Annotated in this window: 24 protein-coding genes and 1 pseudogene; 22 read left to right on the top strand and 3 right to left on the bottom strand. The window is 43.2% G+C overall.

All coding sequences use genetic code 11. From position 1 onward, the window contains the following. Positions 1 to 67: 67 nt before the first annotated feature. Positions 68 to 390: pseudogene (locus E5329_RS08335) on the bottom strand (transposase); the annotation flags it as partial. 318 nt (positions 391 to 708) lie between these two features. Here E5329_RS08335 and E5329_RS08330 point away from each other — a divergent pair. The 3 genes from E5329_RS08330 (at position 709) to E5329_RS08320 (ending at position 3,579) form a co-directional block, all read left to right on the top strand. Beyond that, the gene (locus E5329_RS08330; protein ID WP_168356557.1) at positions 709 to 1,620 is read left to right on the top strand and encodes a DUF4474 domain-containing protein; all 912 of its coding nucleotides are present in this window, start codon (positions 709 to 711) and stop codon (positions 1,618 to 1,620) included. Continuing rightward, positions 1,617 to 2,510 carry a metallophosphoesterase gene (locus E5329_RS08325; RefSeq protein WP_135989109.1) on the top strand — a complete coding sequence of 298 codons (894 nt, stop codon included), beginning with the start codon at positions 1,617 to 1,619 and terminating at the stop codon, positions 2,508 to 2,510. Before E5329_RS08330 ends, E5329_RS08325 begins: the two co-directional genes overlap by 4 nt. Before the next feature lie 448 nt (positions 2,511 to 2,958). Next, a complete protein-coding gene (locus tag E5329_RS08320) occupies positions 2,959 to 3,579 on the top strand; it encodes a sigma factor (RefSeq protein WP_135989108.1) in 621 nt (206 codons plus the stop codon). A gap of 190 nt (positions 3,580 to 3,769) precedes the next feature. Here E5329_RS08320 and E5329_RS08315 read toward each other — a convergent pair whose 3' ends face one another. Continuing rightward, a complete protein-coding gene (locus E5329_RS08315) occupies positions 3,770 to 4,957 on the bottom strand; it encodes a cation:proton antiporter (RefSeq protein WP_135989107.1) in 1,188 nt (395 codons plus the stop codon). A 214-nt stretch (positions 4,958 to 5,171) separates the two neighbouring features. Between E5329_RS08315 and E5329_RS08310 the strand changes: the two genes are divergently transcribed. Beyond that, positions 5,172 to 6,179: an asparaginase gene (locus tag E5329_RS08310; protein WP_135989106.1), complete on the top strand. Its 1,008-nt coding sequence runs from the start codon at positions 5,172 to 5,174 to the stop codon at positions 6,177 to 6,179. A 66-nt stretch (positions 6,180 to 6,245) separates the two neighbouring features. Here the strand turns inward: E5329_RS08310 and E5329_RS08305 are convergent, their stop codons facing one another. After that, complete coding sequence (locus tag E5329_RS08305) at positions 6,246 to 7,511, bottom strand: chloride channel protein (RefSeq protein ID WP_135989105.1); 1,266 nt, start codon at positions 7,509 to 7,511, stop codon at positions 6,246 to 6,248. A 164-nt stretch (positions 7,512 to 7,675) separates the two neighbouring features. On the opposite strand from E5329_RS08305, the gene E5329_RS08300 reads away from it, so the two are divergent. The 18 genes from E5329_RS08300 to obgE all read left to right on the top strand — a co-directional run bounded on the left by E5329_RS08300 (position 7,676) and on the right by obgE (position 24,684). Then, the gene (locus E5329_RS08300; RefSeq protein WP_135989104.1) at positions 7,676 to 8,545 is read left to right on the top strand and encodes a DUF975 family protein; all 870 of its coding nucleotides are present in this window, start codon (positions 7,676 to 7,678) and stop codon (positions 8,543 to 8,545) included. Between the two features lie 12 nt (positions 8,546 to 8,557). Next, a complete protein-coding gene (locus tag E5329_RS08295) occupies positions 8,558 to 9,241 on the top strand; it encodes a response regulator transcription factor (protein WP_135989103.1) in 684 nt (227 codons plus the stop codon). A 3-nt stretch (positions 9,242 to 9,244) separates the two neighbouring features. Next, positions 9,245 to 10,432 carry a sensor histidine kinase gene (locus tag E5329_RS08290; RefSeq protein WP_135989102.1) on the top strand — a complete coding sequence of 396 codons (1,188 nt, stop codon included), beginning with the start codon at positions 9,245 to 9,247 and terminating at the stop codon, positions 10,430 to 10,432. Between the two features lie 63 nt (positions 10,433 to 10,495). Further along, complete coding sequence (locus tag E5329_RS08285; RefSeq protein ID WP_135989101.1) at positions 10,496 to 11,422, top strand: helix-turn-helix domain-containing protein; 927 nt, start codon at positions 10,496 to 10,498, stop codon at positions 11,420 to 11,422. A gap of 309 nt (positions 11,423 to 11,731) precedes the next feature. Beyond that, positions 11,732 to 12,265: a Holliday junction resolvase RecU gene (locus tag E5329_RS08280; RefSeq protein ID WP_135989100.1), complete on the top strand. Its 534-nt coding sequence runs from the start codon at positions 11,732 to 11,734 to the stop codon at positions 12,263 to 12,265. Between the two features lie 160 nt (positions 12,266 to 12,425). Next, positions 12,426 to 13,613 (top strand): ATP phosphoribosyltransferase regulatory subunit, encoded by a 1,188-nt coding sequence (hisZ, locus tag E5329_RS08275; RefSeq protein ID WP_330572035.1) that lies wholly within the window; start codon positions 12,426 to 12,428, stop codon positions 13,611 to 13,613. Positions 13,614 to 13,681: 68 nt separating this feature from the next. Then, complete coding sequence (gene hisG / locus E5329_RS08270; protein ID WP_135989099.1) at positions 13,682 to 14,317, top strand: ATP phosphoribosyltransferase; 636 nt, start codon at positions 13,682 to 13,684, stop codon at positions 14,315 to 14,317. A 71-nt stretch (positions 14,318 to 14,388) separates the two neighbouring features. Continuing rightward, entirely contained in the window at positions 14,389 to 15,681 is a 1,293-nt protein-coding gene (gene hisD, locus E5329_RS08265) for a histidinol dehydrogenase (RefSeq protein WP_135989098.1), read from the top strand. A 49-nt stretch (positions 15,682 to 15,730) separates the two neighbouring features. Continuing rightward, positions 15,731 to 16,324 carry an imidazoleglycerol-phosphate dehydratase HisB gene (hisB, locus tag E5329_RS08260; RefSeq protein WP_135989097.1) on the top strand — a complete coding sequence of 198 codons (594 nt, stop codon included), beginning with the start codon at positions 15,731 to 15,733 and terminating at the stop codon, positions 16,322 to 16,324. A gap of 8 nt (positions 16,325 to 16,332) precedes the next feature. Beyond that, complete coding sequence (hisIE, locus tag E5329_RS08255) at positions 16,333 to 17,613, top strand: bifunctional phosphoribosyl-AMP cyclohydrolase/phosphoribosyl-ATP diphosphatase HisIE (protein WP_135989096.1); 1,281 nt, start codon at positions 16,333 to 16,335, stop codon at positions 17,611 to 17,613. 153 nt (positions 17,614 to 17,766) lie between these two features. Next, entirely contained in the window at positions 17,767 to 18,108 is a 342-nt protein-coding gene (locus E5329_RS08250) for a hypothetical protein (protein WP_135989095.1), read from the top strand. Between the two features lie 119 nt (positions 18,109 to 18,227). Beyond that, positions 18,228 to 20,090, top strand: a complete 1,863-nt coding sequence (locus E5329_RS08245) for a TIGR03960 family B12-binding radical SAM protein (RefSeq protein ID WP_135989094.1) — start codon at positions 18,228 to 18,230, stop codon at positions 20,088 to 20,090. Beyond that, positions 20,074 to 20,913: a TIGR03936 family radical SAM-associated protein gene (locus E5329_RS08240; protein WP_135989093.1), complete on the top strand. Its 840-nt coding sequence runs from the start codon at positions 20,074 to 20,076 to the stop codon at positions 20,911 to 20,913. The genes E5329_RS08245 and E5329_RS08240 overlap by 17 nt, the downstream gene beginning before the upstream one ends. A gap of 75 nt (positions 20,914 to 20,988) precedes the next feature. Beyond that, complete coding sequence (locus E5329_RS08235; protein ID WP_135989092.1) at positions 20,989 to 22,179, top strand: ribonuclease E/G; 1,191 nt, start codon at positions 20,989 to 20,991, stop codon at positions 22,177 to 22,179. Between the two features lie 129 nt (positions 22,180 to 22,308). Further along, on the top strand, positions 22,309 to 22,614 hold the full coding sequence (rplU, locus tag E5329_RS08230) for a 50S ribosomal protein L21 (RefSeq protein WP_135989091.1): 306 nt from the start codon (positions 22,309 to 22,311) through the stop codon (positions 22,612 to 22,614). Between the two features lie 14 nt (positions 22,615 to 22,628). Then, on the top strand, positions 22,629 to 22,958 hold the full coding sequence (locus E5329_RS08225; RefSeq protein ID WP_135989090.1) for a ribosomal-processing cysteine protease Prp: 330 nt from the start codon (positions 22,629 to 22,631) through the stop codon (positions 22,956 to 22,958). 3 nt (positions 22,959 to 22,961) lie between these two features. Continuing rightward, positions 22,962 to 23,252, top strand: a complete 291-nt coding sequence (gene rpmA, locus E5329_RS08220) for a 50S ribosomal protein L27 (RefSeq protein WP_135989089.1) — start codon at positions 22,962 to 22,964, stop codon at positions 23,250 to 23,252. A gap of 145 nt (positions 23,253 to 23,397) precedes the next feature. Further along, complete coding sequence (gene obgE / locus E5329_RS08215; protein ID WP_135989088.1) at positions 23,398 to 24,684, top strand: GTPase ObgE; 1,287 nt, start codon at positions 23,398 to 23,400, stop codon at positions 24,682 to 24,684. Positions 24,685 to 24,694: the final 10 nt, after the last annotated feature.

Here is a 24,694-nt window from a genome sequence, read left to right as displayed (position 1 = left end):
CTTTAAGTACAGGTTTGGACAACCGTGAACATGTGGAAACACGCTCTTTGCTTTCGTGACTTTCCGGCTCCCAGTTACTGATGGCATAGGGATACTTCTTTCCCCGTGTTTCCTTTACGCTTTCCAGTCTGACAGGGCTGCTGCTTCATTTAGAGCATTATAAACCGCCTTAAAGTCGGAAGAGAACTTTTTTAAGTCTTTATAACTAACATACTTAAAAGAATTTCGCAGCATATGAATCACGCATCTTTGTATTTCTGCCTTTGGAAATACTGCCTGATGTATTTCTTTGTACCCATCAACAGTAACCCCCATCACTACATAAGCTGCACGGCTTAAAATCCTCCCATCCTCCCGGACTTTATAGTGAATACATTCCATAAAAACAAAGATAATCTATGGCACCATTTGTTATTGGAAATGTGAAATCACATAAAGGAATACAGCGAACACATTACGATAAATCCTTTGTTTTCAAGGCTTTCAGAAGATATTATTGATAACTTATGAAGAGTAATAATCGCCCATAATTTTATGGTTTTCAAATTCCTATTTATATTGTGTAATTCCTTTTTTCTGGAAAACTGGATGAAAATTTAAATTATCATTTTCTTTAATCTAACCTTGATTTCCTCTGGGGCTAATATCCCTGCGCACCCTCCACCCCTTTCTGAATATATTAGTAAAAAAGAAAGGAGTTGGAATATTTTGAATTTTATTGACTTATTTTGGGGAAGTCTTGCAATCCTCGCCGTGCTGGCCGTGATCCTGTTCTGCTGCAGATATCAGCAGCGCAGAAAAGCCAGATGTCTGGTGAAAGAGCAGAGTGAGCAGGAAAAATACAGGAAAATCAATCAGGCCTTATTACCCTTTGGATTTGCTTACAGCCTGTCAAAAGACATATTTTACTCTTTAGAAGACGCCTGGCAGAAGAATTTCGGTTACGGAAAAATATATGATGAGATGGCTCCCGTTATGAATATGATTATTGACTGCGAACCTGTCTATTTCGAATATGGAGGCAGACGGTGGATGATTGAATTCTGGAAAGGGCAGTATGGCATAACCACCGGCGCTGAAGTAGGGATTTATGTGGAGAAGGAGAGAGGCAGCCAGAAGAATCCGGAAGATGTATTTTACGACTGCGTATCAGAAGAAGATCAGCTCCCAATCCACATGAAACTATATAAAAACGGCAAACTGCTATTTCAAAGGATTGAAAATCATTGGTGGCTGACAGGATTTATGCTGGGTAAATTTTCCTATCCGGGGGAACTGCTCCTGGAAGTTACCATTACTTTTGAAGACCGCAACATGATGGAGAAATTTGTAAAAGGCTGTTACCGAACCGGATACCGGCCGGAAGACCTTCGGATCTTCCGCAATCAGGCGTCTCTTTGTATCTATCAGCCCAAAAGTCCCCAGACTTCTATTTATGGAAAATTTTTCCATAAATTTGTTCAGTGGCAGAACCGCTTCAATTGCAAACTGTATTGCCGAATCACAAAAGAATATCCCCGAACCATTGATAAATTATATTATCTGATGCTGGCATACCCCAGAATTTTTGCCGTTATCACCAAAACCGGACGAATTGCCTGGGAGAAAAAAAGGAAATGAACCGCACAGAAAAAAAGCTGAATCAGGCATATGAGAACGCCCTCTGCATTCCCATCCATATGGGCAGCCGAATTGTGCTGATGAGTGACTGCCATCGGGGAGTCGGAAACTGGGGGGATAATTTTCAGCCAAACCAGAATTTGTTTTTCGCTGCATTACAATACTATAACAGAAGAAATTTTACCTATATCGAACTTGGGGACGGCGACGAACTGTGGGAGAACCGGAATCTTCAGGAAATTGTGCGGATACACAGCAATCAGTTCTGGATCATGGGGGAACTTTATAAAAATCAGCGGTTTTACATGATATATGGGAACCACGACCGGAAAAAAGAACAGGAAAAATACTTTCAGACAAAATGCCATTCTTATTACTGTGAATCAGAGAAATGTGAAAAGATTCTTTTTCCGGATATGAAAGTATACGAAGCCATCCGGCTGATCGAAACCTGCAGCAAAACAGAATTATTTCTGGTGCATGGACATCAGGGCGATCTTTGGAATGACACGTTATGGAAAATCACCCGTTTTCTGGTGCGCTATCTCTGGCGGCCTCTGGAACTGGCCGGATGCAATGATCCCACCAGTGCAGCCAAGAATTACCGCAAAAAAGAAAAAGTTGAAAAAAGGCTGGCAGAATGGGCAAATAAACATAAAACACTCCTGGTAGCCGGCCATACCCACAGGCCGGCATTTCCCAAACCTGGAGACGGATACTATTTCAATGACGGAAGCTGCGTCCATCCAAGATGCATTACAGCTCTGGAACTGGAACGGGGAACCATTTCCCTGGTGAAGTGGAGCGCAAAAGTACGGGAAGATAATGTAATTTATATTGGCAGAGAGCTGCTGGATGGACCTGAGCCCCTTGTAGAATATGGAAAATAAAAGGAATCACCAGCGTCCCCTTCGCATCAAGAAGTTCGGTCTATACGTCTCTGCTTAGACCCTTGACACAAGGAATGAATCCTCGAACTGTACTGCAGCACTGTTTGGGGATTCTTCTTTTCTTTTATAGTAGCAAAGCACGCGCTAGGTTAGTTGCTGCCAACGCTGGATGTCAAACAGGAATTATTAAAAGTCAATATACTTAATGGTATGATATATCCGAGGATTAAATGCAAAGTATGGAAAAATTTAGAATCTATTGCTGCAGTGAGTTCAGGGAGCTGTTTGTTTGTCAATGTCGGCAATTTTACGTGAAACCATCGAAAGAGATAAACAAGATAAGAAAAAATTAAGAATTAAAGAAAGAAATACTAAAAACAATTATGATAAACTTAAATTATCACAATGACGGAATATTCAGGGAAAACAGGAAAGGCAGGTGTTTGAAATGAAGATCTGCAAAGAGAATTATGTATCACAATTAAGGCTTCACAATGGAAAGGCGCTGGAATTTTTTCTTATGGAACAGGAAGAGCGTCTGATTTCCATCATCAGAAAACATTTATTTACTTTGCCCCATTTACAGCAAGAATGTCTTTTGGATACCATTACATGTATTTGGAACCATATAGACAGTTTCCAATATGGAAATGAATTTGGCAGCTGGATTGGCACCGTAGCCAGATACCGCTGCCTGGAATTACTGAGAACCCATCAAGAAGAAGCTACCATCCCCTGGCTCATTGAAAAGGAAATTGCAGAAGAGAAGGAGATGATGATAAGCTGCCTGAATCCTCAGGAACAGGAAATTTTTTCTCGCTTTTACACAGGCGCGCCTTTTGAAGCTGCAGACCAAAAATCCGGCGGCAATATTTACCGCAATATGTACGATTTGCTGAACCGTATTGACACGGATATTTTTGAATATGAAAAAGAGCATATGACCCCGGAAGAAAAAGAGTGGCTCCATCAGCAGATGAAGTTTTTCCAGAAGGAGAAAAAACACAGATTTTCCCTGAAAAAATATTTTGGGATCTGTTTTCAAAAAGCCGCTTTTATGAATTGTTAACATAAGATTGGAGTGGAATCATTCTTTTTCCAGCATAGCATTTCCAGTATAAACACACAGGAGCTGTCAGAAAATGACAGATTTTCCACAATATATCTTGTGATTCTTTTGATGTCACAACCATAGATTGTGGAAAAATTGCATTGTCTGACAGCTCCGGTTTATGCCTCATAGATTGACATTTTTCCTGTTAAGCGGCGGTAGTTTTCTTTTTATCTTTAAATGCCGTTTTCAGAAGAATGGGGGTGATGACTGTAGTGATTACCACAGTGACAACAATTGGCGCATACAAAGAATCACTGAGAAGCCCCAGGGCTTCTCCTTTATTTGCCACAATCAGCGCAACCTCACCTCGGGAAATCATTCCGATACCAATCTGTAAGGATTCTCTGGAGGTATATCCCATTGCTTTTGCACCCAAACCGCAGCCCAGGATTTTGGTAAGTATGGCAACTGCCAGAAGTAAGACCGTAAAAGTTATCAGACTTCCTGACATGGAACTTAATTCTACCTTCAAGCCGATACTGGCGAAAAACACCGGGGCCACCAGAAGATAAGATACCGTATCAAATTCTTTGTAAATAATTTCCCGTTTGGTACTGTGGCTTAATACAAGGCCGGCCACATAAGCGCCGGTAATATCCGCTACTCCAAAGAAATGCTCTGCGCAAAAGGACATCACCAGACAGAAGGCAAAAGTCATAATGACATGCCGACGGTTGGGCTTTGGATCCATGGCAACCCATTTCTGCATGATGAAACCGAAGCCAATGCCGAACAAAATGGCAAAAACGAAGAAACCGGCAATTTTCAGCAGCACCAGCACGATATTTGTGCTTGGGTCCGCCATACTGGTGATAACAGTAAGAGCAATAATTCCCAGAATATCATCTATAATTGCGGCTCCGAGAATCGCAGTTCCTGCTTTGGTGGAAACCTTTCCCATTTCCTTCAAAGTTTCTACTGTGATACTTACAGAAGTAGCCGTTAATATAATTCCGATAAAAATGTTCTGCATCAATTCATTGGCAGACAAGTCCGAAGAGGCCACATGGCATGCCATTGCGATGCCGAAACCGCCTGCCAGAGGAACCACCACTCCAAAAAGGGCGATGATAAAAGATGCAAGTCCGGAACGCTTCAATTCCTCTGTATCTGTTTCCAGTCCAGCCATAAACATCAGCATAATTACTCCGACTTCCGATATCTGATTCAGAAAAACGCTTCCGTGAACCAGATTCAAGCAGGCAGGGCCCAGAATCAATCCGGCAATCAATGCGCCTACTACCTGAGGCATATGAGCTTTCCGTGTCATCAATCCCAACAATTTCGTACTCATAAGAATAACCGCTAAATATAACAGGTAATCATAATTCATAATATTTCCTCCATCCCGCTAAGTTAAATCTTAGAAATTATAACTCTGCAACTGGAAAAAAACAAGTCGAAAAATTGCCAATAAAAAACATTTTCACACTGTGTTTTGGTAAAAAATATACGATAACTTTATGCAAAAAGATTGTTTTTTTGAAGATAATTTAATATGATAGAATCTGTCACCAAATTTAGTTAACAGAAAGGAATTCCATGAAATGAAAAAGAACATTTTGCTGATTGCCACAGGAGGAACCATAGCTTCCCAGAAATCAGAGCACGGACTTGCCCCGCTGATTCAGGCAAAAGAAATCTTATCTTATATTCCGGATGTGTCAGGATTCTGCAATCCGGACGCCATACAGTTATGCAATATTGACAGCACCAACATGGAACCCTGCCATTGGAAAAATATGGTAAAGGCCATCCGTGACAATTATGATAAATATGACGGATTTGTTCTCGCCCATGGAACCGACACCATGGCCTATACAGCGGCGGCGCTGTCTTATATGATACAGAAATCCAGGAAACCTATTGTCATTACCGGCGCCCAGAAATCCATTGATCTGGAAATTACAGACGCAAAAACCAACCTTTTGGACAGCTTTTGCTATGCCGCAGACGAGAATTCTCAGGGAGTCCAGATTGTATTCGGGGGAAAAGTAATTGCCGGCACCAGGGCCAAGAAAATCCGCTCCAAAAGCTATAATGCCTTTGACAGCATTGATTTTCCCTTTCTGGCTATGATACAGGACGGACGGATTATGCGTTATATTCCGACTGTCCCTTTCGAAGAAGAAGTTACTTTTTATGAAGAAATGAATGACAATATCTTTTTGCTGAAGCTGATTCCGGGTATTTCTCCTAAAGGGCTCAGGTTCCTTTTTGAGCAATATGACGCAATTATCGTAGAAAGCTTTGGAGTAGGCGGAATTCCCGCCTCTGTTGCAGATATTTTTTATGGGCTCCATGAGACCTATCCGGATAAAATTATCATTATGGCGACTCAGGTAGCCCATGAGGGCAGCGACATGACTGTCTATGAGGTGGGAAATAAAATTAAAAAAGAATGTAAGTTTTTGGAATCTTATGATATGACGCTGGAGGCGGTAATTGCCAAAACCATGTGGATGCTTGGTGGCAAAATGTTGAAAAAATGGGAACTGGAACAAATATTTTATAAGAAAATAAATTATGATTTAATTTTTGATCCACATGTCTGACGCTTTGTGAGCCGAAGGCGTCGGCTTATGAAAAATCATGTAATTCAAAAGCAACAGCACAGTACATCAGCGGGTTTTCCGGTTAATAAATTCTGTTTTATATTTTGAATACACAATTTTCTGGCTGTGGTACAGTCCGTAATAGCCTGACAGCATATACCCAAGAGCCACAGACAGCATGAAATAGGGCATTCCCTCAAACCCAAAGAGTTCAAAGGAGATAAACAGGGAAGTGATGGGACAGTTGGTGACGCCGCAGAAAACCGCTCCCATGCCTGCAGCAGTACATAAATCCGGCGCAAATCCCGCCAGATTGCCAAAGAAACAGCCAAAAGAAGCCCCGATAAAAAAGGAAGGGACAATTTCTCCTCCTTTGTAGCCGGCTCCAAGCGTTATTGCTGTAAATAGAATTTTCATCAAAAAGGCATAGGGCACGACTTCATGCTCCGCAAAGCACCGGGCAATGATTGGCATACCGGCGCCGTTGTAATCTTGATTCCCTACCAAAAGGGTAAGCAGAATAATCAGGAGGCCGCCTGCAACAATCCGGAGGTAAGGATTGGGCAGATATTTCTTATAAAGCGCCTCCCCCATGTGCAGCGCAATGCAGAATAATGCGCTGACAACGGCGCAGAGAATGGCAAGAAGGGCCGTTATCACTGCAGAAGAAATTGTGAACTCCGGCACAGAAGCCAGCAGAAACTGCTCCGGCGCAATCCGGCAATATTCCCCAATTCCCTGTGCCACTAAAGAGGAAACCACGCAGGGAACCAGAGCTGCATAATGCATGATTCCCACGCTGACTACCTCCATGGAAAATACCGCGGCAGCCAGAGGAGTGCCGAAAAGCACAGAAAAGGCCGCACTCATTCCGCACATAATCATGATATGCTGATCCTTTTCATCAAATTTCAGAAACCGGCCCAGAGAATTGCCGATGCTTCCCCCAAGCTGAAGAGCCGCCCCCTCCCGGCCGGCAGAGCCGCCGAACAGATGGGTCATCACGGTTGAAATAAAGATCAGGGGAGCCATCCTTAAGGGAATGTGTTTGCCGGAATGGATGGCAGACAGCACCAGATTGGTGCCCGTATCCTCTTCATTCCGCATCAGATGATAGACTCCCACAATCAGAAGCCCTGCAGCCGGCAAAAGGAAAATCAGCCAGGGATATTTTTCCCTAGCGTTAGTTCCATAGAGAATGCAGTAATGAAAAACCGCTCCCACGCTTCCTACCAGAATGCCGCTTAATATAGAAAATGCCAGCCATTTCAGGAAAATCAGAAACCGTTTGGCAAAATGTCTCACATAATGTTCCAATTCTTTTCCAATCATAATGAAACTCCTGTTCTTTATAGTCTGTCTTAATCTTATCATCCAGCAAGCAAAATAACAAGGGTGGTTTGTAAGGTTATTGTAAGAAAAAAACAGTTTTCCTTTAAGGCTCAGAAGGTATGATACAATCATCAAAGAAAACGAATAAAGGAGGAATATAGATAATGTGGTCAAGAAACGAATTAAAAGAAACAGCAAAAAGCCGAATCAGCAGAAATTACTGGAAGTCCGTGCTGGCAGCGCTGATATTTTCTGTATTATGCGGAGGCTATGGCTTATTTGGTTCTACAGGAGGATTTGCCAGCGGTTTTTCGAATTCAAATTCTTCAGAAGAAAGCGGATTCGAAGATTATATAGACGAAGATTATTTGGATGAAGATGATGCAGATGAAGATTATCTGGATGAAGATGATGCAGATGAAGATTATCTGGATGAAGATTATGACACTGTAGATGAGGAAGTGGATATGATACTGGAAGACGGTCCAGTTACGTTCTTTTTTGCATTGATTTGCATTGTAATTGCAATTGCTCTGGCGCTTGTTCTGATTGGGCTGCCATTAAACATTCTGGTATTTAACCCCTTAGAGATAGGCGTCTCTCGCTTTTTTACCAGGAACTTGAAGGAAGAGGCTCAGGTTAAGGAAGTGTGCTTTGCTTTTGACCGATGCTATAAAAACTGTGTCAAAGTAACATTTTTCCGGGATCTCTATATTTTTTTGTGGACGCTGCTTTTTGTGATTCCTGGTATTGTGAAAAGCTATGAGTACCGCCTGGTTCCCTATATTCTGGGAGAATGCCCGGATATGGAACGGGAAGAGGTTTTGGATTTAAGCAAAACCATGATGTACGGAAACAAGTGGAAATCTTTTGTGCTGGACTTATCGTTTCTGGGATGGTATCTTTTGAATGGGATCACCCTGGGGATTCTGGGCGTTTTCTATCTGAATCCCTATATATGCCAGACAGACGCTGCCCTTTACCTGACCTTAAAGGAGCAGTATCTGCGGGGCAGGAAAACATCTGACTTATAGGAGGAAATTACAATGGCATATACAATTCTCATTGCAGATGACGAAAAGGAAATCCGGGATTTACTGCGGCTGTATCTGGAAAAAGACGGTTATCAGGTACTGGAGGCCGAAAACGGGATTGCTGCCGTTGCCCTGTTGGAAAAAGAAGAAATTGACATGGCTCTTTTGGACATTATGATGCCGGAGCTGGACGGCTATCAGGTTTTAAAAAGAATACGGGAAAGCAGCAATATTCCTGTTATGATCCTCTCTGCCAAAAACCAGGATTCCGACAAAATTCTCGGATTGGATCTGGGAGCGGACGATTATCTGTCCAAACCCTTCAACCCAATGGAGGCGATGGCCAGAATTAATTCCAATATCCGCAGGTTCTATTCTCTTGGGGCAAAAAGTAAGGAATTAAAGCAGTTAAAGGTCAAGGACCTGCGCCTGGACACGGAATCCTGTCTGGTATACAAAAATGACGAGCCCATTGACCTGACTTCCGTAGAATATAAGCTTCTCCGGCTGTTTATGGAAAATCCCGGCAAAGTATATACCAAGCAGCAGGTCTACGAAAATGTATGGGGCGAGGAATACGCCGTTGCCGATAACAATATTATGGTATGCATCAGCCGCCTGAGGGCCAAACTTTCCGAAGACAACGGAGCTTATATCAGAACCATCCGGGGACTGGGCTACCGCATGGAGAAATAAACAATGAAGCATAATACCTGGAAATGGTTTTTCATCCGCCGGTTTTTATTACTGTTGATTCTGGTGTCCCTCAGCGAAAGCCTGCTGAATCTTTTTTATAGCAGAATCGTTTATCCCTGGCTGGAAGAAGTGTTCCACATCGGATTTTTTATGGCAGACTGGGAACAGGAACAGACCCTTGGACTGCTGATCCGGGGTGTGCTGTATTTATCTGTCACAGGCTTCGGCAGTCACTTTCCCGGCATTGCAGGGGTTGGGCTGCAGGGCGCTGCCGAACACTTTGCCGGAAGCAGGCTGACGGAGTATCTTTCCGAACGGACCAGCCATATGTCCGGACGGGAAACACAGATTTACCTGATGGGAACAGCCCTTTTAACAATTATTATTATCATTACGCTGCTTCTTCCTTATTTGATCGCAGCTCTTTTGTTCAGCAGAATGGCAGAGCTTCATATCCGGCAGTTAAAAGAGCAGGAGCGGCAGCAGCGGGAGGAATATGACAGAAGGAGAAATCTCCTGCTGTCTGACGTGGCCCACGATCTGAAAACTCCCATGACAACGGTAGCCGGCTATGCCAGGGCGCTGCTGGAAGAGCGGGATGCCCCGGTTCAGGAATATCTGGAAGCCATCTATGGGAAGTCCATGCAGATGAATGGTCTGATCAGCCTTTTGTTTGAGTATGTAAAACTGGACAGCGAGGGATATCAGCTAAAAAAATCCAGGGAAAATCTGTGGGAGCTTTTGAGGAAATGCGTCGCAGATCTGTATCTGGACTTTGAAGAAAAAGAGATGGAAGTTTTTGCAGACATTCCAGAAGAGTCTCTTTGGTTTTCTGTGGATAAGCTGCAGTTTGAGCGGGTGATTTCCAATTTACTGAACAATGCCGTCCGGCATAATCCCAGGGGAACGGCTGTCTGGATAAAGGCAAAAGAGGAGGATGAAACTATAACCATCCGTATCAGCGATAACGGGCCCGTGATACCGCCTGAGACTGCAAAATATATTTTTGACCCTTTCGTCTCAGGAGATGAATCCCGCCGAAGCAGAGGCGGCAGCGGATTGGGTTTATGCATTGCCCATAAAATCATTTCCATGCACGAAGGAAGCCTTACGCTGAATCAGGAGGAAGAAGAGGGCAGTGTAAAATCCTTTGTCATTCAGCTGCAGATTAAGGAAGAAATACTTCGTTGACAAAAAAGAACAGACTGGGTATGATAAGAAAGGAAAAATTTTGCGGAAAGGAGTTTATGAGCCATGGCATATTATACCATCGGCGAATTAATCCGTGATACCAGAGAACGTCGGCATTATTCCCAGGAAGAGCTTTGTTACGGAATCTGTACCGCATCCACTTTGTCCAGGATTGAAAACGGCCTTCAGACGCCAGGAAAGAAAATCCTGGAAGGGCTGCTGCAACGCCTGGGAATTGTGGATCGGATTTATAACGTATTTTTAAACCGGCAAGAGCGGGAAGGCTATGAACTTGAGCAGCAGCTGACCAGCTGCCTTGGAAATAGGGATTTTGAGCAGGCGGAAAGACTTGCTGCCTCCATCGAAGCAAGGATACAGGGCCATAGGGGCAATTCTGTTCATTTGAAAATGGAAAAGCAGTATCTTGCTTTTGCAAAAGTCCTGATTGAAAAAGAGAAAGGAAAGAAGGCCGAATGGGTTCTGAAAGAGCTTTTGCATACCATTCATATGACAATGCCTGATTTTGACGGAATTCATATTCGTTCCCGGCTGCTGACTTATCATGAAATTACAATATTAAACAATATTGGCTGCGCATATTACAATTTAGGAAGGGTATTGGAAGGGATTCAGCTGTTATACGGCTTGAAAGAATATATTGAATCACACACCCTGCATGGAGATGAGATATCTGACAAATACCCCATGATTCTTCAAAATCTGTCTTCCTGGCTGGGCCGGGAAGGAATGCATAAAGACGCCCTGAAACTCTGCCAGGCGGGAATTGATTACTGTATTGAATATGGAAAATTGCATACATTTCCCATGCTTCTGTGCAACAAAGCCTGTGCGCTGGCAGCGTTAGAGCAATATGATGTGGCGTTAGAATTTTTTGGTCAGAGCATTGCCGTTTTTCAGGCAATCAATCAGCACGAATGTGCCGAACAGGTGAAAAAATATGCCATGATACATTATGGCATCCTTATATAAGAACGCTTTGCAAGAAACTGATTAATATGTTTCTTCCACGTTTTCCAGGAAAAACCCTGCTTCAGCAGGATTTATTTTTTGGGTTTTCCCATGTATTACACCTCCCCTCTGGCATTTAGTATAGCAGGCAGGCGTTTTGGCCGCCATATGAAATTTTGCAAATTTATCTTTGCGTCATTTCATATGGCAGAATAGAAAAGAGTGTGCTATAATATATGGAGGTTTTTTGACGCAGGAATGCGCAGGCGCTTCGGCATTTTCCAGACAGGGAAATTTGGAATATGCCTGCAGCCGGAGGGAGGGACAATTATGGCAACATGGAATTCCAGAGGATTAAGAGGTTCCACGCTGGAAGAATTTATTAACCTCACCAATGAAAAGTATGCGGAACACAGGCTTGCACTGATTCAAAAAGTGCCTACCCCGATCACTCCGGTCCGAATTGACAAAGACAGCCGGCACATTACTCTTGCTTACTTCGAACAGAAGAGTACGGTAGATTATATCGGGGCAGTTCAGGGAATTCCCGTCTGCTTTGACGCCAAGGAGTGCCATACAGATACCTTTCCGCTGCAGAATATCCATCCTCACCAGATTGATTTTATGGAACAGTTTGAAGGGCAGCAGGGAATTTCATTTTTGATTATTTTTTATTCCCACCGAAATGAATTTTATTATCTGCGGCACAACAAGCTGATGGAATTCTGGAATCGGGCCAAAGAGGGCGGAAGAAAAAGTTTCCGCTATGAAGAATTAGAGCCGGAATACTTTATTTCCTCCAAAGGAGGAATTCTGGTGCCCTATCTTGACATGATACAGCAAGATTTGGAAAAACGCAGTTGACAAACATTTAGGCGTTTTATATAATATGGGTGTTTTTGATGTTGTAATATAGTAGCATACTAAAGCGCTTTTGTAATAGAAAGGGTGCTCAAAGAATTCCTATGCGCTGCAGCATAGAAAAGCGATACCGTAAATTATACAAACGAAAGGATCAATATCAATGATGGAACGGAAATTATTACATACGCCGGAAGGAGTTCGGGACATTTATAACAGAGAATGTGCGCGGAAATTAATTTTACAGGAAAATCTGCACGCCTTGCTGAAAAAATACGGATATCATATGATTGAGACGCCCACTTTTGAATTTTTTGACATTTTCAGTAAAGAAATTGGAACTATCCCTTCCAAGGATCTCTATAAATTTTTTGATCGGGAGGGAAACACGCTGGTTTTGCGGCCTGATATCACCCCTTCCATCGCAAGATGCGCTGCAAAATATTACGGAGACGAGAACTTTCCTGTCCGGCTGAGCTATATGGGCAATACATTCATCAACAACAGCAGCTATCAGGGACGGTTAAAAGAAACCACCCAGTTGGGCGCAGAATTAATCGGAGATAATTCCGTCAATGCAGACGGAGAAATTCTGGCGCTTGTGGTTCGTGCGCTGCAGACAGCAGGACTGCAGGAATTTCAAATCGGCGTGGGTCATGCAGACTTTTTCCGCGGCCTGGCAAAAGCGGCGGACCTGAAAGAGGACATAAAGCTGGAATTGATGGAACTGATTTCCAATAAGAATTTCTTCGGAGTGGAAGAGTTGGTGGACTCCTTATGTCTGACGGTGGAGTTAAGGGAGCTGTTTTCCATGCTGGGCAGCATCTGCATGACCGAAGCAATGATAGATCATGCCAAAGCTCTGGCTTCTGATTATCCGGTTATTATAAATGCGCTGGAACGTCTGGAAAAGCTGATGAAGATTCTACGTTATTACGGTGTGGAAAAATACGTATCCATTGAACCAGGTATGCTGAGCAGCTATCATTATTATACTGGTATTATATTTGCAGGTTATACCTTTGGAAGCGGAGAACCCATCGTAAAAGGAGGACGTTATGACAAACTGCTGCATTATTTTGGCAAAGACGCTCCTTCTATCGGATTTGCTGTGGTAATCGACCAGCTTCTGGCTGCATTATCCAGACAGAAAATCCAGATTCCGGTACAAGATAACGGAACTTTGATCGTATATCGTGAGGCAGTGCGGGAAACCGCAATCCGCCAGGCGGAACAACTGCGGAACCAGGGCATTATTGTGTCTCTTGTGGTCTGGGATGAAACGAAAACCAGGGAAGAGTATCAGGCTTACGCAAAACGAATGCATATCCCTGCAATTCGGTTTTTATAAAGAAAGACTTTCGCAGGCTGTCTGTGTCCTTAACAGCGGATCCTGAAATGCACAGAATGGAGGAAACCATGAGATATTTAACATTTGCACTGGGAAAAGGAAGGCTGGCAAAACAGACGCTGGGCGCCTTTGAAAAAATAGGAATTACTTGTCAGGAAATCAATGATAAGGATACCCGGAAGCTGATTTTTGTGAACGAAGAACTGAAATTGAAATTTTTCCTTGCCAAAGGGCCTGATATTCCCACTTATGTGGAATACGGCGCCGCCGATATCGGAATCGCAGGTAAGGATACTATTTTGGAGGAAGCCAGAAATATCTATGAAGTATTGGATTTAGGGTTTGGACAGTGCCGGATGTGCGTCTGCGGACCGCTGGAGGCACAGGAGTTGCTGCAGCATCATGAATTGATCCGCGTCGCAACCAAATATCCGAGAATTGCCAAGAATTATTTCTATAATAAGAAACATCAGACGGTAGAAATTATCAAGTTAAACGGCTCCATTGAACTGGCGCCCATTGTAGGCTTGTCGGAAGTGATTGTGGATATTGTAGAAACCGGCTCTACTCTCCGGGAAAACGGCCTGCAGGTATTGGAAGAAGTCTGTCCCCTTTCTGCCAGAATGGTGGTAAACCAGGTCAGCATGAAAATGGAAAACGAGCGAATTACAAAAATAATTCAGGATTTAAAAGAAGTTTTGTAAGCTTAAATAAATTTAAATTTAATTTTTATAAAAGAGACGTTGCCCTGCCGTTCAGAATTATGGAGGAATTTATGAGAATATTAAAGTTGACAGAAGAGACCAGAAAGAATCTGCAGGAAGATTTGCTGAAGCGAAGCCCCAATAGCTACCGGCAGTATGAAGAACAGGTACATCATATTATAGAAGAAGTGCGTGAAAAAAAGGATGAAGCCCTTTTTGCATTTACGAAACAGTTTGACGGCGCAAAACTAGACAGCGGCAATGTTCGGGTAACCAAAGAAGAAATCGAAGAAGCATATCGGCTGACCGATAACAAACTGATTGACGTCATGAAGAAAGCCTTGGAGAATATCAAAGCCTACCATGAGAAACAGAAACAATACAGCTGGTTCGACAGCAGGCCCGACGGCGTTATGCTGGGGCAGAAGGTAACCCCTCTGGCCCGGGTGGGCGTGTATGTGCCCGGCGGTAAGGCGGCCTATCCCTCATCGGTTCTTATGAATGTGCTTCCGGCAAAAGTGGCCGGCGTAGGAAAAATTGTCATGACAACGCCCTGCGATCGGGAAGGTAAAGTGAATCCTGCCACGTTAGCAGCGGCAACCCTGGCCGGCGTGGATGAGATTTATAAAGCAGGCGGCGCCCAGGCAGTGGCAGCGCTGGCCTTCGGCACAGAGAGTATCCCAAAGGTGGATAAAATTGTAGGACCCGGCAATATTTACGTGGCCCTTGCCAAGAAAGCCGTTTTCGGCCATGTCAGCATTGACTCTATTGCAGGCCCAAGTGAAATTCTGGTGCTTGCAGATAAAACGGCCAACCCCAGATATGCAGCAGCTGATTTATTGTCTCAGGCAGAGCATGATGAGCTGGCCAGCGCCATTTTAATTACCGACAGTGAAGCCCTGGCAGAGCAGGTATCTTGTGAAGTGGACAAGTTTACTGCAGTTCTTTCCAGAAAAGATATTATAGAGAAATCTCTGGAAAACTATGGGTGCATTCTGGTTGCGGAAAACATGGACGCAGCGATCGAGGCTGCCAATGAAATTGCTTCCGAGCATTTGGAAATCCTTACCTCCAATCCTTTTGAAACCATGATGAAAATCAGAAATGCCGGAGCTATTTTCCTGGGTGAATACGCCAGTGAGCCTTTGGGCGATTATTTTGCCGGCCCCAATCATGTATTGCCGACCAATGGCACAGCCAAATTTTTCTCCCCGCTGAGCGTGGATGATTTTATCAAAAAATCCAGTATTATTTCTTATTCAAAAGAGGCTTTGGAACCGATTTATCAGGATATTGTGCAATTTGCTGTCTCAGAACAGTTGACGGCGCATGCAAATTCCATTAACGTAAGATTTGAAGAATAATCTATCACAGCCCTGGGGCTCTCACATAGAAAGAAAAGAGGAAAGAATAATGCCAGCAGAAAGAACTGCCAAACAACACCGCAAGACGAAAGAAACCGACGTCAGCCTGACTTTGAATCTGGATGGCAGCGGAACCTCTCAATTGAATACAGGAATTGGTTTTTTTGATCACATGCTGGAGGGTTTTGCCCGCCATGGTTTCTTTGACTTAAAGGTTCAGGTAACAGGGGACCTGATTGTTGACACTCACCACACCATTGAAGACGCCGGGATTGTGCTGGGTAACGCCATCCGGATTGCCTTGAGGGATAAGAGAGGGATCAAGCGTTACGGAAGCTGCATTCTGCCCATGGACGAAACCCTGGTGCTCTGCGCCATTGATTTAAGCGGAAGACCCTATTTTTCCTTTGAAGGAGAATTTACCGTAGAGCGGGTAGGATATATGGATACTGAAATGGTAAGGGAATTTTTCTATGCTGTTTCCTACAGTGCAGGCATGAACCTGCATATGAAGATTCTTTCCGGCTCCAATAACCATCATATGATTGAAGGGCTGTTTAAAGCTTTCGGAAGGGCGCTGGATGAAGCCACCAGGAAAGATACCAGAATTAAAGATATTATGTCAACGAAAGGTAGTTTATAGGTGAGAATATGGAACATAAAAACCTGATTGCCACCATTTATCTGAAAAACGGCATGGCAGTAAAAGGAAAAAATAACCCGGAAATCGCTGGAGATCTGCGGGAACTGGCGAAAACATACAATGACAGCGGTGTGGATAAGCTTTATATTTTCGATTTGTCAACCAGTGACACGGAACATGAGATCAATTTGCATACGGTAAAAGAACTAAGCCGAATTGTAGAAATTCCCATCTACGGCGCCGGCTGCATTTCCCGGTTAGAGGATATTAAGAAACTGATTTACGCCGGCTGCAAAGGCATCATCTTAGACAGCGGCAGACATGAAACCATTGCATTGGCCAAAGAAGGCGCCAAACGGTTCGGACGGGACAAAATGCTGGTTTCCATGGAAAATGTAGATTTAATTTTTAAGCACAGAAAAGAAGTTACCGAGCATGTCCATAAACTTGTTGTGTTCAATGAAGGGATTATTGAATCCCTGGAAAATATTACAGACCTTCCCTTCAGCGTGATTATTGAGGGATATGACAAAGACCGCTGGGTGGAAATTCTGAAAAAGGATTCGGTAAGCGGAATCGGCGGGTCTTACATCAGCGATCCAAATACTTATGTCACCGAATTAAAGCAAACGCTTGCGGCAGAGGGCATTGAGACGAAAAAATTTGAAACTTCTATGGAATGGTCAGAATTCAAGCTGAATGCTGACGGCATGATACCGGTAATTGTGCAGGATTATCAGACGTCAGAAGTGCTGATGATGGCGTATATGAATGAAGAAGCCTTTCACACAACCTTATTCCTGGGTAAAATGACTTACTACAGCAGGAGCAGAAATGAACTTTGGATCAAAGGGGAAACCTCAGGACACTATCAGTATGTGAAATCTCTGACTATAGACTGTGACAAAGACACCCTTCTTGCCAGAGTCTCTCAGGTAGGCGCTGCCTGCCATACCGGAAATACAAGCTGTTTCTTCCAGGAAATTGTGAAAAAGGAGTTTACCACCAAGAATCCGCTGAAGGTCTTTGAAAGCGTTTATGATGTCATCAAAGATCGAAAAGAGAATCCCAAGGACGGCTCCTATACCAACTATCTCTTTGAAAAAGGAATTGACAAAATATTGAAAAAACTGGGGGAAGAGGCCACCGAGATAGTCATTGCCTCCAAGAATACGGAAAAAGAAGAGATTAAATATGAAATTTCTGATTTCCTTTATCACATGATGGTGCTGATGGTAGAAAAGGGCGTTACCTGGGAAGATATTGTAGAAGAATTAAGTCAGCGTTAGGCGAAGAGTTTCAAAACGGAAGGTTTACATAAATATATTATGTTGACCTTCCGTTTTTCAATTTTTAATATATTTTAAAACAGGAAGAAAACATGTATTTTTCCGGACATAAGATACTACAATAGAAATAAGAATAATATTCCAGGAGACATTATGACCAAACAAATGCAAGAGACAGTAGCCCAAAGAAGAGCCTATGTAGATGAAATCCGTTCTTCTTTTTATCCGGATCATCCGGAAAAACAGGGAAAAGAATCTTTCCGAAGATATTCCTCCTTTTCCGAAGAGCAGGAGGGAGAGATGAAATACTCAAGCTTGGGGATTCGCACGGTAATTGCAATTCTGATTTTTGCAGTTTATATATACTGTGATCAGAGACAAATTACTTTTCACCAGTATCAGACCCGGGATGTGCTGAAGCAGATTGAATGGAATCCGCTGCCTACAGAGGAGTTAGAGGATATGATAAAAATTTCGTTGAAATCAAAAGCTTGAACTGCCAGGAGATATCCGCTTGAAATTTTCCCTTAAAATGTATATAATATGGGGGATTAAGCAACACCCGACAACCTTCTGCAATTTGTGAATTGTATCAAAAAACCGAAAGGAAATATATGAAAAAACTAGCGTTAAATGATGAAATATTACTAACAATCGAAAAACCCGCAAGGTACATTGGGAATGAGGTCAACAGTGTGACAAAAACTCCCGGCAAAGCGGATATCCGTTTTGCCATATGTTTTCCGGATATTTACGAAATCGGTATGTCCCATCTGGGCATCCAGATTCTCTATGATATGTTCAATCAGAGAAAGGATGTCTGCTGTGAACGGGTGTATTCCCCCTGGAGCGATCTGCATCAGATTATGAAAGACCAGAAGATTCCGTTATTTACTTTAGAAAGCCAGTCTCCGGTAAAGGACATGGATTTTCTGGGAATTACCATCCAGTATGAGATGTGCTATACGAATATTTTACAGATTTTGGACTTAAGCCAGATTCCATTTCTGGACATAGAGCGTACCTGGGAACACCCCATTGTCATCGGCGGCGGACCCTGCACCTATAATCCGGAGCCTTTGGCAGACTTTTTTGACCTGTTTTATATTGGAGAAGGGGAAACCCGGTACGATGAATTGTTTGATTTGTACAAATCTTCCAAAGAAAGAGGCTGCACTAGAGAAGAATTTTTGCGCAAAGCATGTCAAATACCCGGAATCTACGTGCCTTCACTCTATGAAACAACTTATCAGGAGGATGGAATCATCGCTTCTTTTTGCCCCAAATACGAAGATGTTCCGGCAACAGTAAAAAAAGAAATTGAGATGGATCTCAGCCATACTGCCTATCCCCGCAAGCCGCTGGTTCCATTTATCAAGGCGACCCAGGATCGCGTAGTCCTTGAAATCCAAAGGGGCTGTATCCGGGGCTGCCGGTTCTGTCAGGCTGGCATGATTTACCGGCCCACCAGAGAACGCAGCCTGGATATGCTGAAGGAGTGCGCCTCTGAAATGCTTGAAAGCACTGGACATGAAGAGATTTCTTTAAGCTCTTTAAGCTCCAGTGATTACAGCAGCCTGGGAAGGCTGCTGGATTTTTTGATGGATTCCAAAGAACAGGGGGTAAATATTTCTCTTCCCTCCCTGCGGATTGACGCTTTTTCTTTAGAAGCAATGAAAAAGGTTCAGGATATCCGCAAAAGCAGCCTGACCTTCGCACCGGAGGCAGGTTCCCAGCGTCTCAGGAATGTGATCAATAAAGGACTGACAGAAGAAGTGATTTTAGAAGGCGCCGGACTGGCCTTTGAAGGAGGCTGGCAAAAGGTGAAGCTGTACTTCATGCTTGGGCTTCCTACGGAAACAGAAGAGGATCAGAAAGAAATTCCCCGTCTTGCAGATAAAATTGCCCGGCGGTATTATGAAATTCCCAAGGACAGGCGTAACGGTAAATGCCAGATTACCATAAGCACTTCATTTTTTGTGCCGAAGCCATTCACGCCTTTTCAGTGGGCTTCCATGCACTCCAAAGAAGAATATCTGGCAAAAGCCAGAATTGTCAATGAAGGAATGAAAGAACAGCTAAACCGGAAGAGCTTAAAGTATAACTGGCATGAAGCTGACGTTACGGTACTGGAAGGAGTGTTTGCCAGAGGCGACAGAAGAGTGGGGCAGGTTTTGCTAAAAGCATACCAGAAAGGATGTCTCTTTGACGCCTGGACAGAAGCCTTTGACAATCAGAAATGGATGGAAGCCTTTGAAGAATGCGGAATTTCCATTGATTTCTACAATCTGCGTAAAAGGAGCCCTGAGGAAATCCTGCCTTGGGATTTTATTGACTGCGGAGTGTCCAGAGAATTTTTACTGCGGGAATGGAAGCGGGCCCAGCAGGGAGAGATAACCTTAAACTGCAGGCAGCAGTGCAATGGCTGCGGCGCCGCATCTTTTGAAGGAGGCGTTTGTTATGAACATCAGAATTAAATTTCAGAAATACGGTGTAATGAAATTTATCGGGCACCTGGACATGATGCGGTATTTCCAGAAGGCAATCCGCCGGGCAAAGATAGATATTGCGTATTCCGGCGGCTACAGCCCCCATCAGATCATGTCTTTTGCCGCACCGCTGGGAGTAGGAATTACCAGTGACGGCGAATATTTTGACATTGAAGTAAACTCAGTCACATCCAGCCGGGAATCCATAGATGCCTTAAACCAGGCGATGGTGGAAGGGGTCTTCATATTGGAATACCGAAAGCTTCCGGATACTGCCAAAACTTCCATGTCACTGGTAGCCGCCGCCGATTACCTGATATATGTGAAATCGGGATATGAGTCTCTTTTTGGATCACTCGAGGAGTTTTCTGATAAGATTAGCGATTATTACGAAAAGCAGACTCAGATTCTCATTACCAAACAGACCAAAAAAAGTAAGCTGGAGATGAACTTAAAGAACCTCATCTATGAGATGAAAGGCATACCCTTACAGAACGTTCCCCTAAAGGACAGGCTCATCCCGGAATACGGCCTGTTCTTAAAGGTTTCCACCGGAAGCAGTGATAATGTGAAACCGGAGCTTGTGGTGGAAGACTTCTGCAGGTTCTGCGGAATAGATTATGATCCCTTGAGGTTTCAAGTGCACCGGCTGGAGGTTTATGCCAGATCCGAAGAGATTCCAGTAAAAGGAGAGCAGGAACGTAAGGATTACCAGAATTATTTAAACCAATTAAAAAAATCGTTTGCCCGGCAGGGGAAAATTTTTCCAGAATTTCTTCCTCTGGGAGAATTGGGAGAAGATATCCTCTGAATACAGGAATTTTCTATTCTTGTTTCTGTGGACGAAAAGATAACCTGAGCAAACCGAAGGAAATAGGTGATTCTCGTGAAAAATATATTATTAATAACCAGATTAAACCGTAACGACAGGGATTATATTGTTACTGCGCTTTATCAGGATAAGAAAATGCTGGAAGTGACATTAGAGTCTGTGGAACAGCAGAGCATCCTTGGAGATATTTATGTGGGAAGAGTGAAAAATATTGTCAAAAATTTAAATGCCGCTTTTATTGAAATCGCTCCTGGAATGCCCTGCTACTATCCTCTGGATGAAATGAAGCAGCCTTTATTTGTAAAAAAAATCAACAGTCCCAACATGGTTCAGGGAGATGAAGTAGTAGTTCAGGTCGCTCAGGAGAGCAGCAAATCCAAGCCTCCCAAAGTCACAACCAACATAAACCTGTCCGGAAAATATCTGGTATTAACCAGTGAAAACAAAAAAATTGGAATCTCAAAGAAAATATCCGAAGAAAAGCGAGAAAAAATAAAAGAGAATTTGAGTTCTGAGCATTTCGAAGAATTTGGAATTATTGTTCGTACCAATGCAGTTTCTGCATCAAAAGAGGAAATTCTGAAAGAATACGAAAAATTAAAACAGGAATATATTAATTTGAAGGAAACGGCTCCTTACCGTACGGTATTTTCTTGCCTAAAGGGAAGTATGCCGGAATACCTTCATATGCTTCAAAATGTCAATCAGTCCTGGCTTACCTCGATCCTTACTGACGACCGAGAGCTTCTGGAGAAAGCCCGGGAATATCTAAAAATCTTCCAGCCAGAAGATCTGGAAAAGCTTACTTATTATGAAGATGCAGGAATGAGCTTAAAGAACCTTTACCGTTTAGAACATTATCTTAAGGAAGCGCTTCTGGAAAGAGTATGGCTGAAATCCGGAGGCTATCTTGTGATTCAGCCTACGGAAGCGCTGACTGTTATTGACGTGAATTCTGGAAAAAGTATTTCAAAAAAGAAAGTACAGGAGCATTATTTAAAGATTAACCTGGAGGCAGCAGCAGAAATTGCCTGTCAGCTCCGTCTTAGAAATCTCTCTGGAATTATTATTGTAGATTTTATTGATATGAAATCCGACGATTCCAAAGAAATACTGATGCAGGCGCTGGAAAGCGCCGTATCCGCCGATCCTGTTCCTGTTCATGTAGTGGATATGACAAAACTGAACCTGGTGGAACTCACACGGAAAAAAGTGAGAAAATCCCTGGCAGAACAAATACAATAAAAATCCGGAAAATGATTGACTTATCCAGGCTTTTGTGGTATTCTTTATGAGTATGCCGCACAGTGAGGTTCAAAAGTCTGTATCAATACAGCACCGTAACTGGCGAGTAATGATAATAGGAGGTGCCATATGTACGCAATCATAGCAACAGGTGGTAAACAGTACAAAGTATCCGAAGGCGATATCATTACCATTGAAAAGCTTGGTCTGGAAGCTGGTGAGAAAGTTACTTTTGATGATGTTCTGGCAGTAAGCGACGGTTCTTTGAAGGTTGGAGCAGATGCATCCAACGCAACCGTAGAAGCTTCTGTAGTAGCAAATGGAAGAGGCAAGAAAATCATCGTTTACAAGTATAAGAGAAAAACCGGCTACCACAAGAAGAACGGACACAGACAGTCCTTCACCAAAGTTAAGATTGAAAAAATTAATGGCTGATTATTTGAATTGTTATGATTAAAATAACGATTTATGAAAACAGTGAACAGGAATATACCGCTTTTCATTGTATTGGACATGCAGAATATGCTGATGCAGGAGAGGATATTGTCTGTGCTGCAGTTTCTGTCCTGGTGCTTAATACCATTAATTCCATAGAAATGCTTCTATCGGATGAATTTGACCTTAGGACCAATCAAGAAAGCGGCTTGATAGATTTCTCTTTAGGAAAAGGATATTCCAGCGAATCTCTGTTATTGATTCGTTCACTGGTCTTAGGATTACAGGGAATTCAGAAAAGTTACGGAACCGATTATGTTACGCTTACATTTAAGGAGGTGTAGAACATGCTGAATATGAACCTTCAATTTTTCGCTCATAAAAAGGGAGTTGGATCTACCAAGAACGGAAGAGATTCCGAATCTAAGAGATTAGGTGCGAAAAGAGCTGACGGACAATTTGTAAAAGCTGGAAATATTTTATACAGACAGCGGGGAACTAAGATTCATCCGGGCATCAACGTTGGAAGAGGCGGAGATGATACTTTATTTGCTTTAGTTGACGGTGTTCTGCGATTTGAAAGAAAAGGAAGAGATAAGAAACAGGCTTCCGTATATCCAGTAGCAAGCAATGAATAACACTTGCTGTCCAAAAGCGACAAACAGATTTGCATGTAACGGATTGATAGACTCGACTGTATAGCCGAGTCTATTCTTGTAATTACAGGAACCGTACTGGTTTCCCTGTGAGCTATCATTTCACTATCATAAGAAAGGCGAAACTATGTTTGCAGACAGTGCAAAAATTATTATAAAATCTGGAAAAGGCGGCGACGGGCATGTCTCTTTCCGGCGGGAAAAGTACGTTCCCAACGGCGGGCCGGACGGCGGTGATGGCGGGCGGGGCGGAAACCTGATTTTCCAGGTGGATGAAGGCCTGAATACCCTGGGCGATTTCAGACACCGCAGAAAGTATGCCGCAGAAAACGGCGAAGATGGAAAGAAACGCAACTGTCACGGTAAAAACGGCGAAGACTTGATTGTGAAAGTCCCTGCCGGAACCATTATCCGGGATGCCAAAAGTGACAAGGTCATTGCCGATATGTCGGGAAGCAATACCAGTCAGATCATCCTGAAAGGCGGAAAAGGAGGCCTTGGCAATCAGCATTTTGCAACCTCCACCATGCAGGCGCCAAAATACGCACAGCCGGGACAGCCGGGAATTGAACTGGAAGTGAGACTGGAACTAAAAGTAATTGCAGATGTTGGATTAGTCGGATTCCCCAACGTTGGAAAATCCACCCTCTTATCCAGAGTCACGAACGCCCGTCCTAAAATTGCAAATTACCATTTCACCACATTGAATCCAAATCTGGGGGTAGTAGATCTTGATGATGCCGGCGGTTTTGTCATTGCAGACATTCCAGGGCTGATTGAGGGCGCTTCTCAGGGAGTGGGATTAGGACATGCGTTTTTAAAGCACATTGAACGTACCAAAGTCATGATTCATATTGTGGATGCAGCTTCCGTGGAAGGGAGAGATCCCATTGCAGATATCTATGCCATTAACCGGGAATTGGAAAATTATAACCAGGATCTGCTGAAAAAACCTCAGGTCATTGCAGCAAATAAAATTGACGCTATTTTTGAGGAATCGGAAAGCGCATTGCCCGCATTAAAAAAAGAATTTGAATCTCAGGGCATTCCAGTATTTCCCATATCTGCAGTCAGCGGACAGGGCATAAAAGAATTATTGTACCATGTAAATGAACTTCTGTCCCAGACAGATAATGCTCCTGTCATCTATGAGCAGGAATTTTTCCCGGAAACAACGGTATTCCAAGAAGAGTCTTATTCTGTAACATATAATGAAAAAGACAATGTTTATGTGGCAGAGGGGCCGAAAATTGAAAAAATGCTTGGATACACGAACATCGATTCAGAAAAAGGATTTTTGTTCTTCCAAAAATTTCTGCGGGATCAGGGTATTCTGGAAGAGTTGGAAAAGGCCGGTATTTCAGAGGGAGATACGGTGCGAATGTATGGCCTGGAATTCGATTATTACAAATAATCTCAGACAG

Origin of the sequence: Petralouisia muris, assembly GCF_004793545.1 — a bacterium.
Taxonomy (GTDB): Bacteria; Bacillota; Clostridia; order Lachnospirales; family Lachnospiraceae; genus Petralouisia; species Petralouisia muris.
Note: the sequence above shows the minus strand (reverse complement) of the source record. Positions and strands in the feature narration are given on the sequence as shown.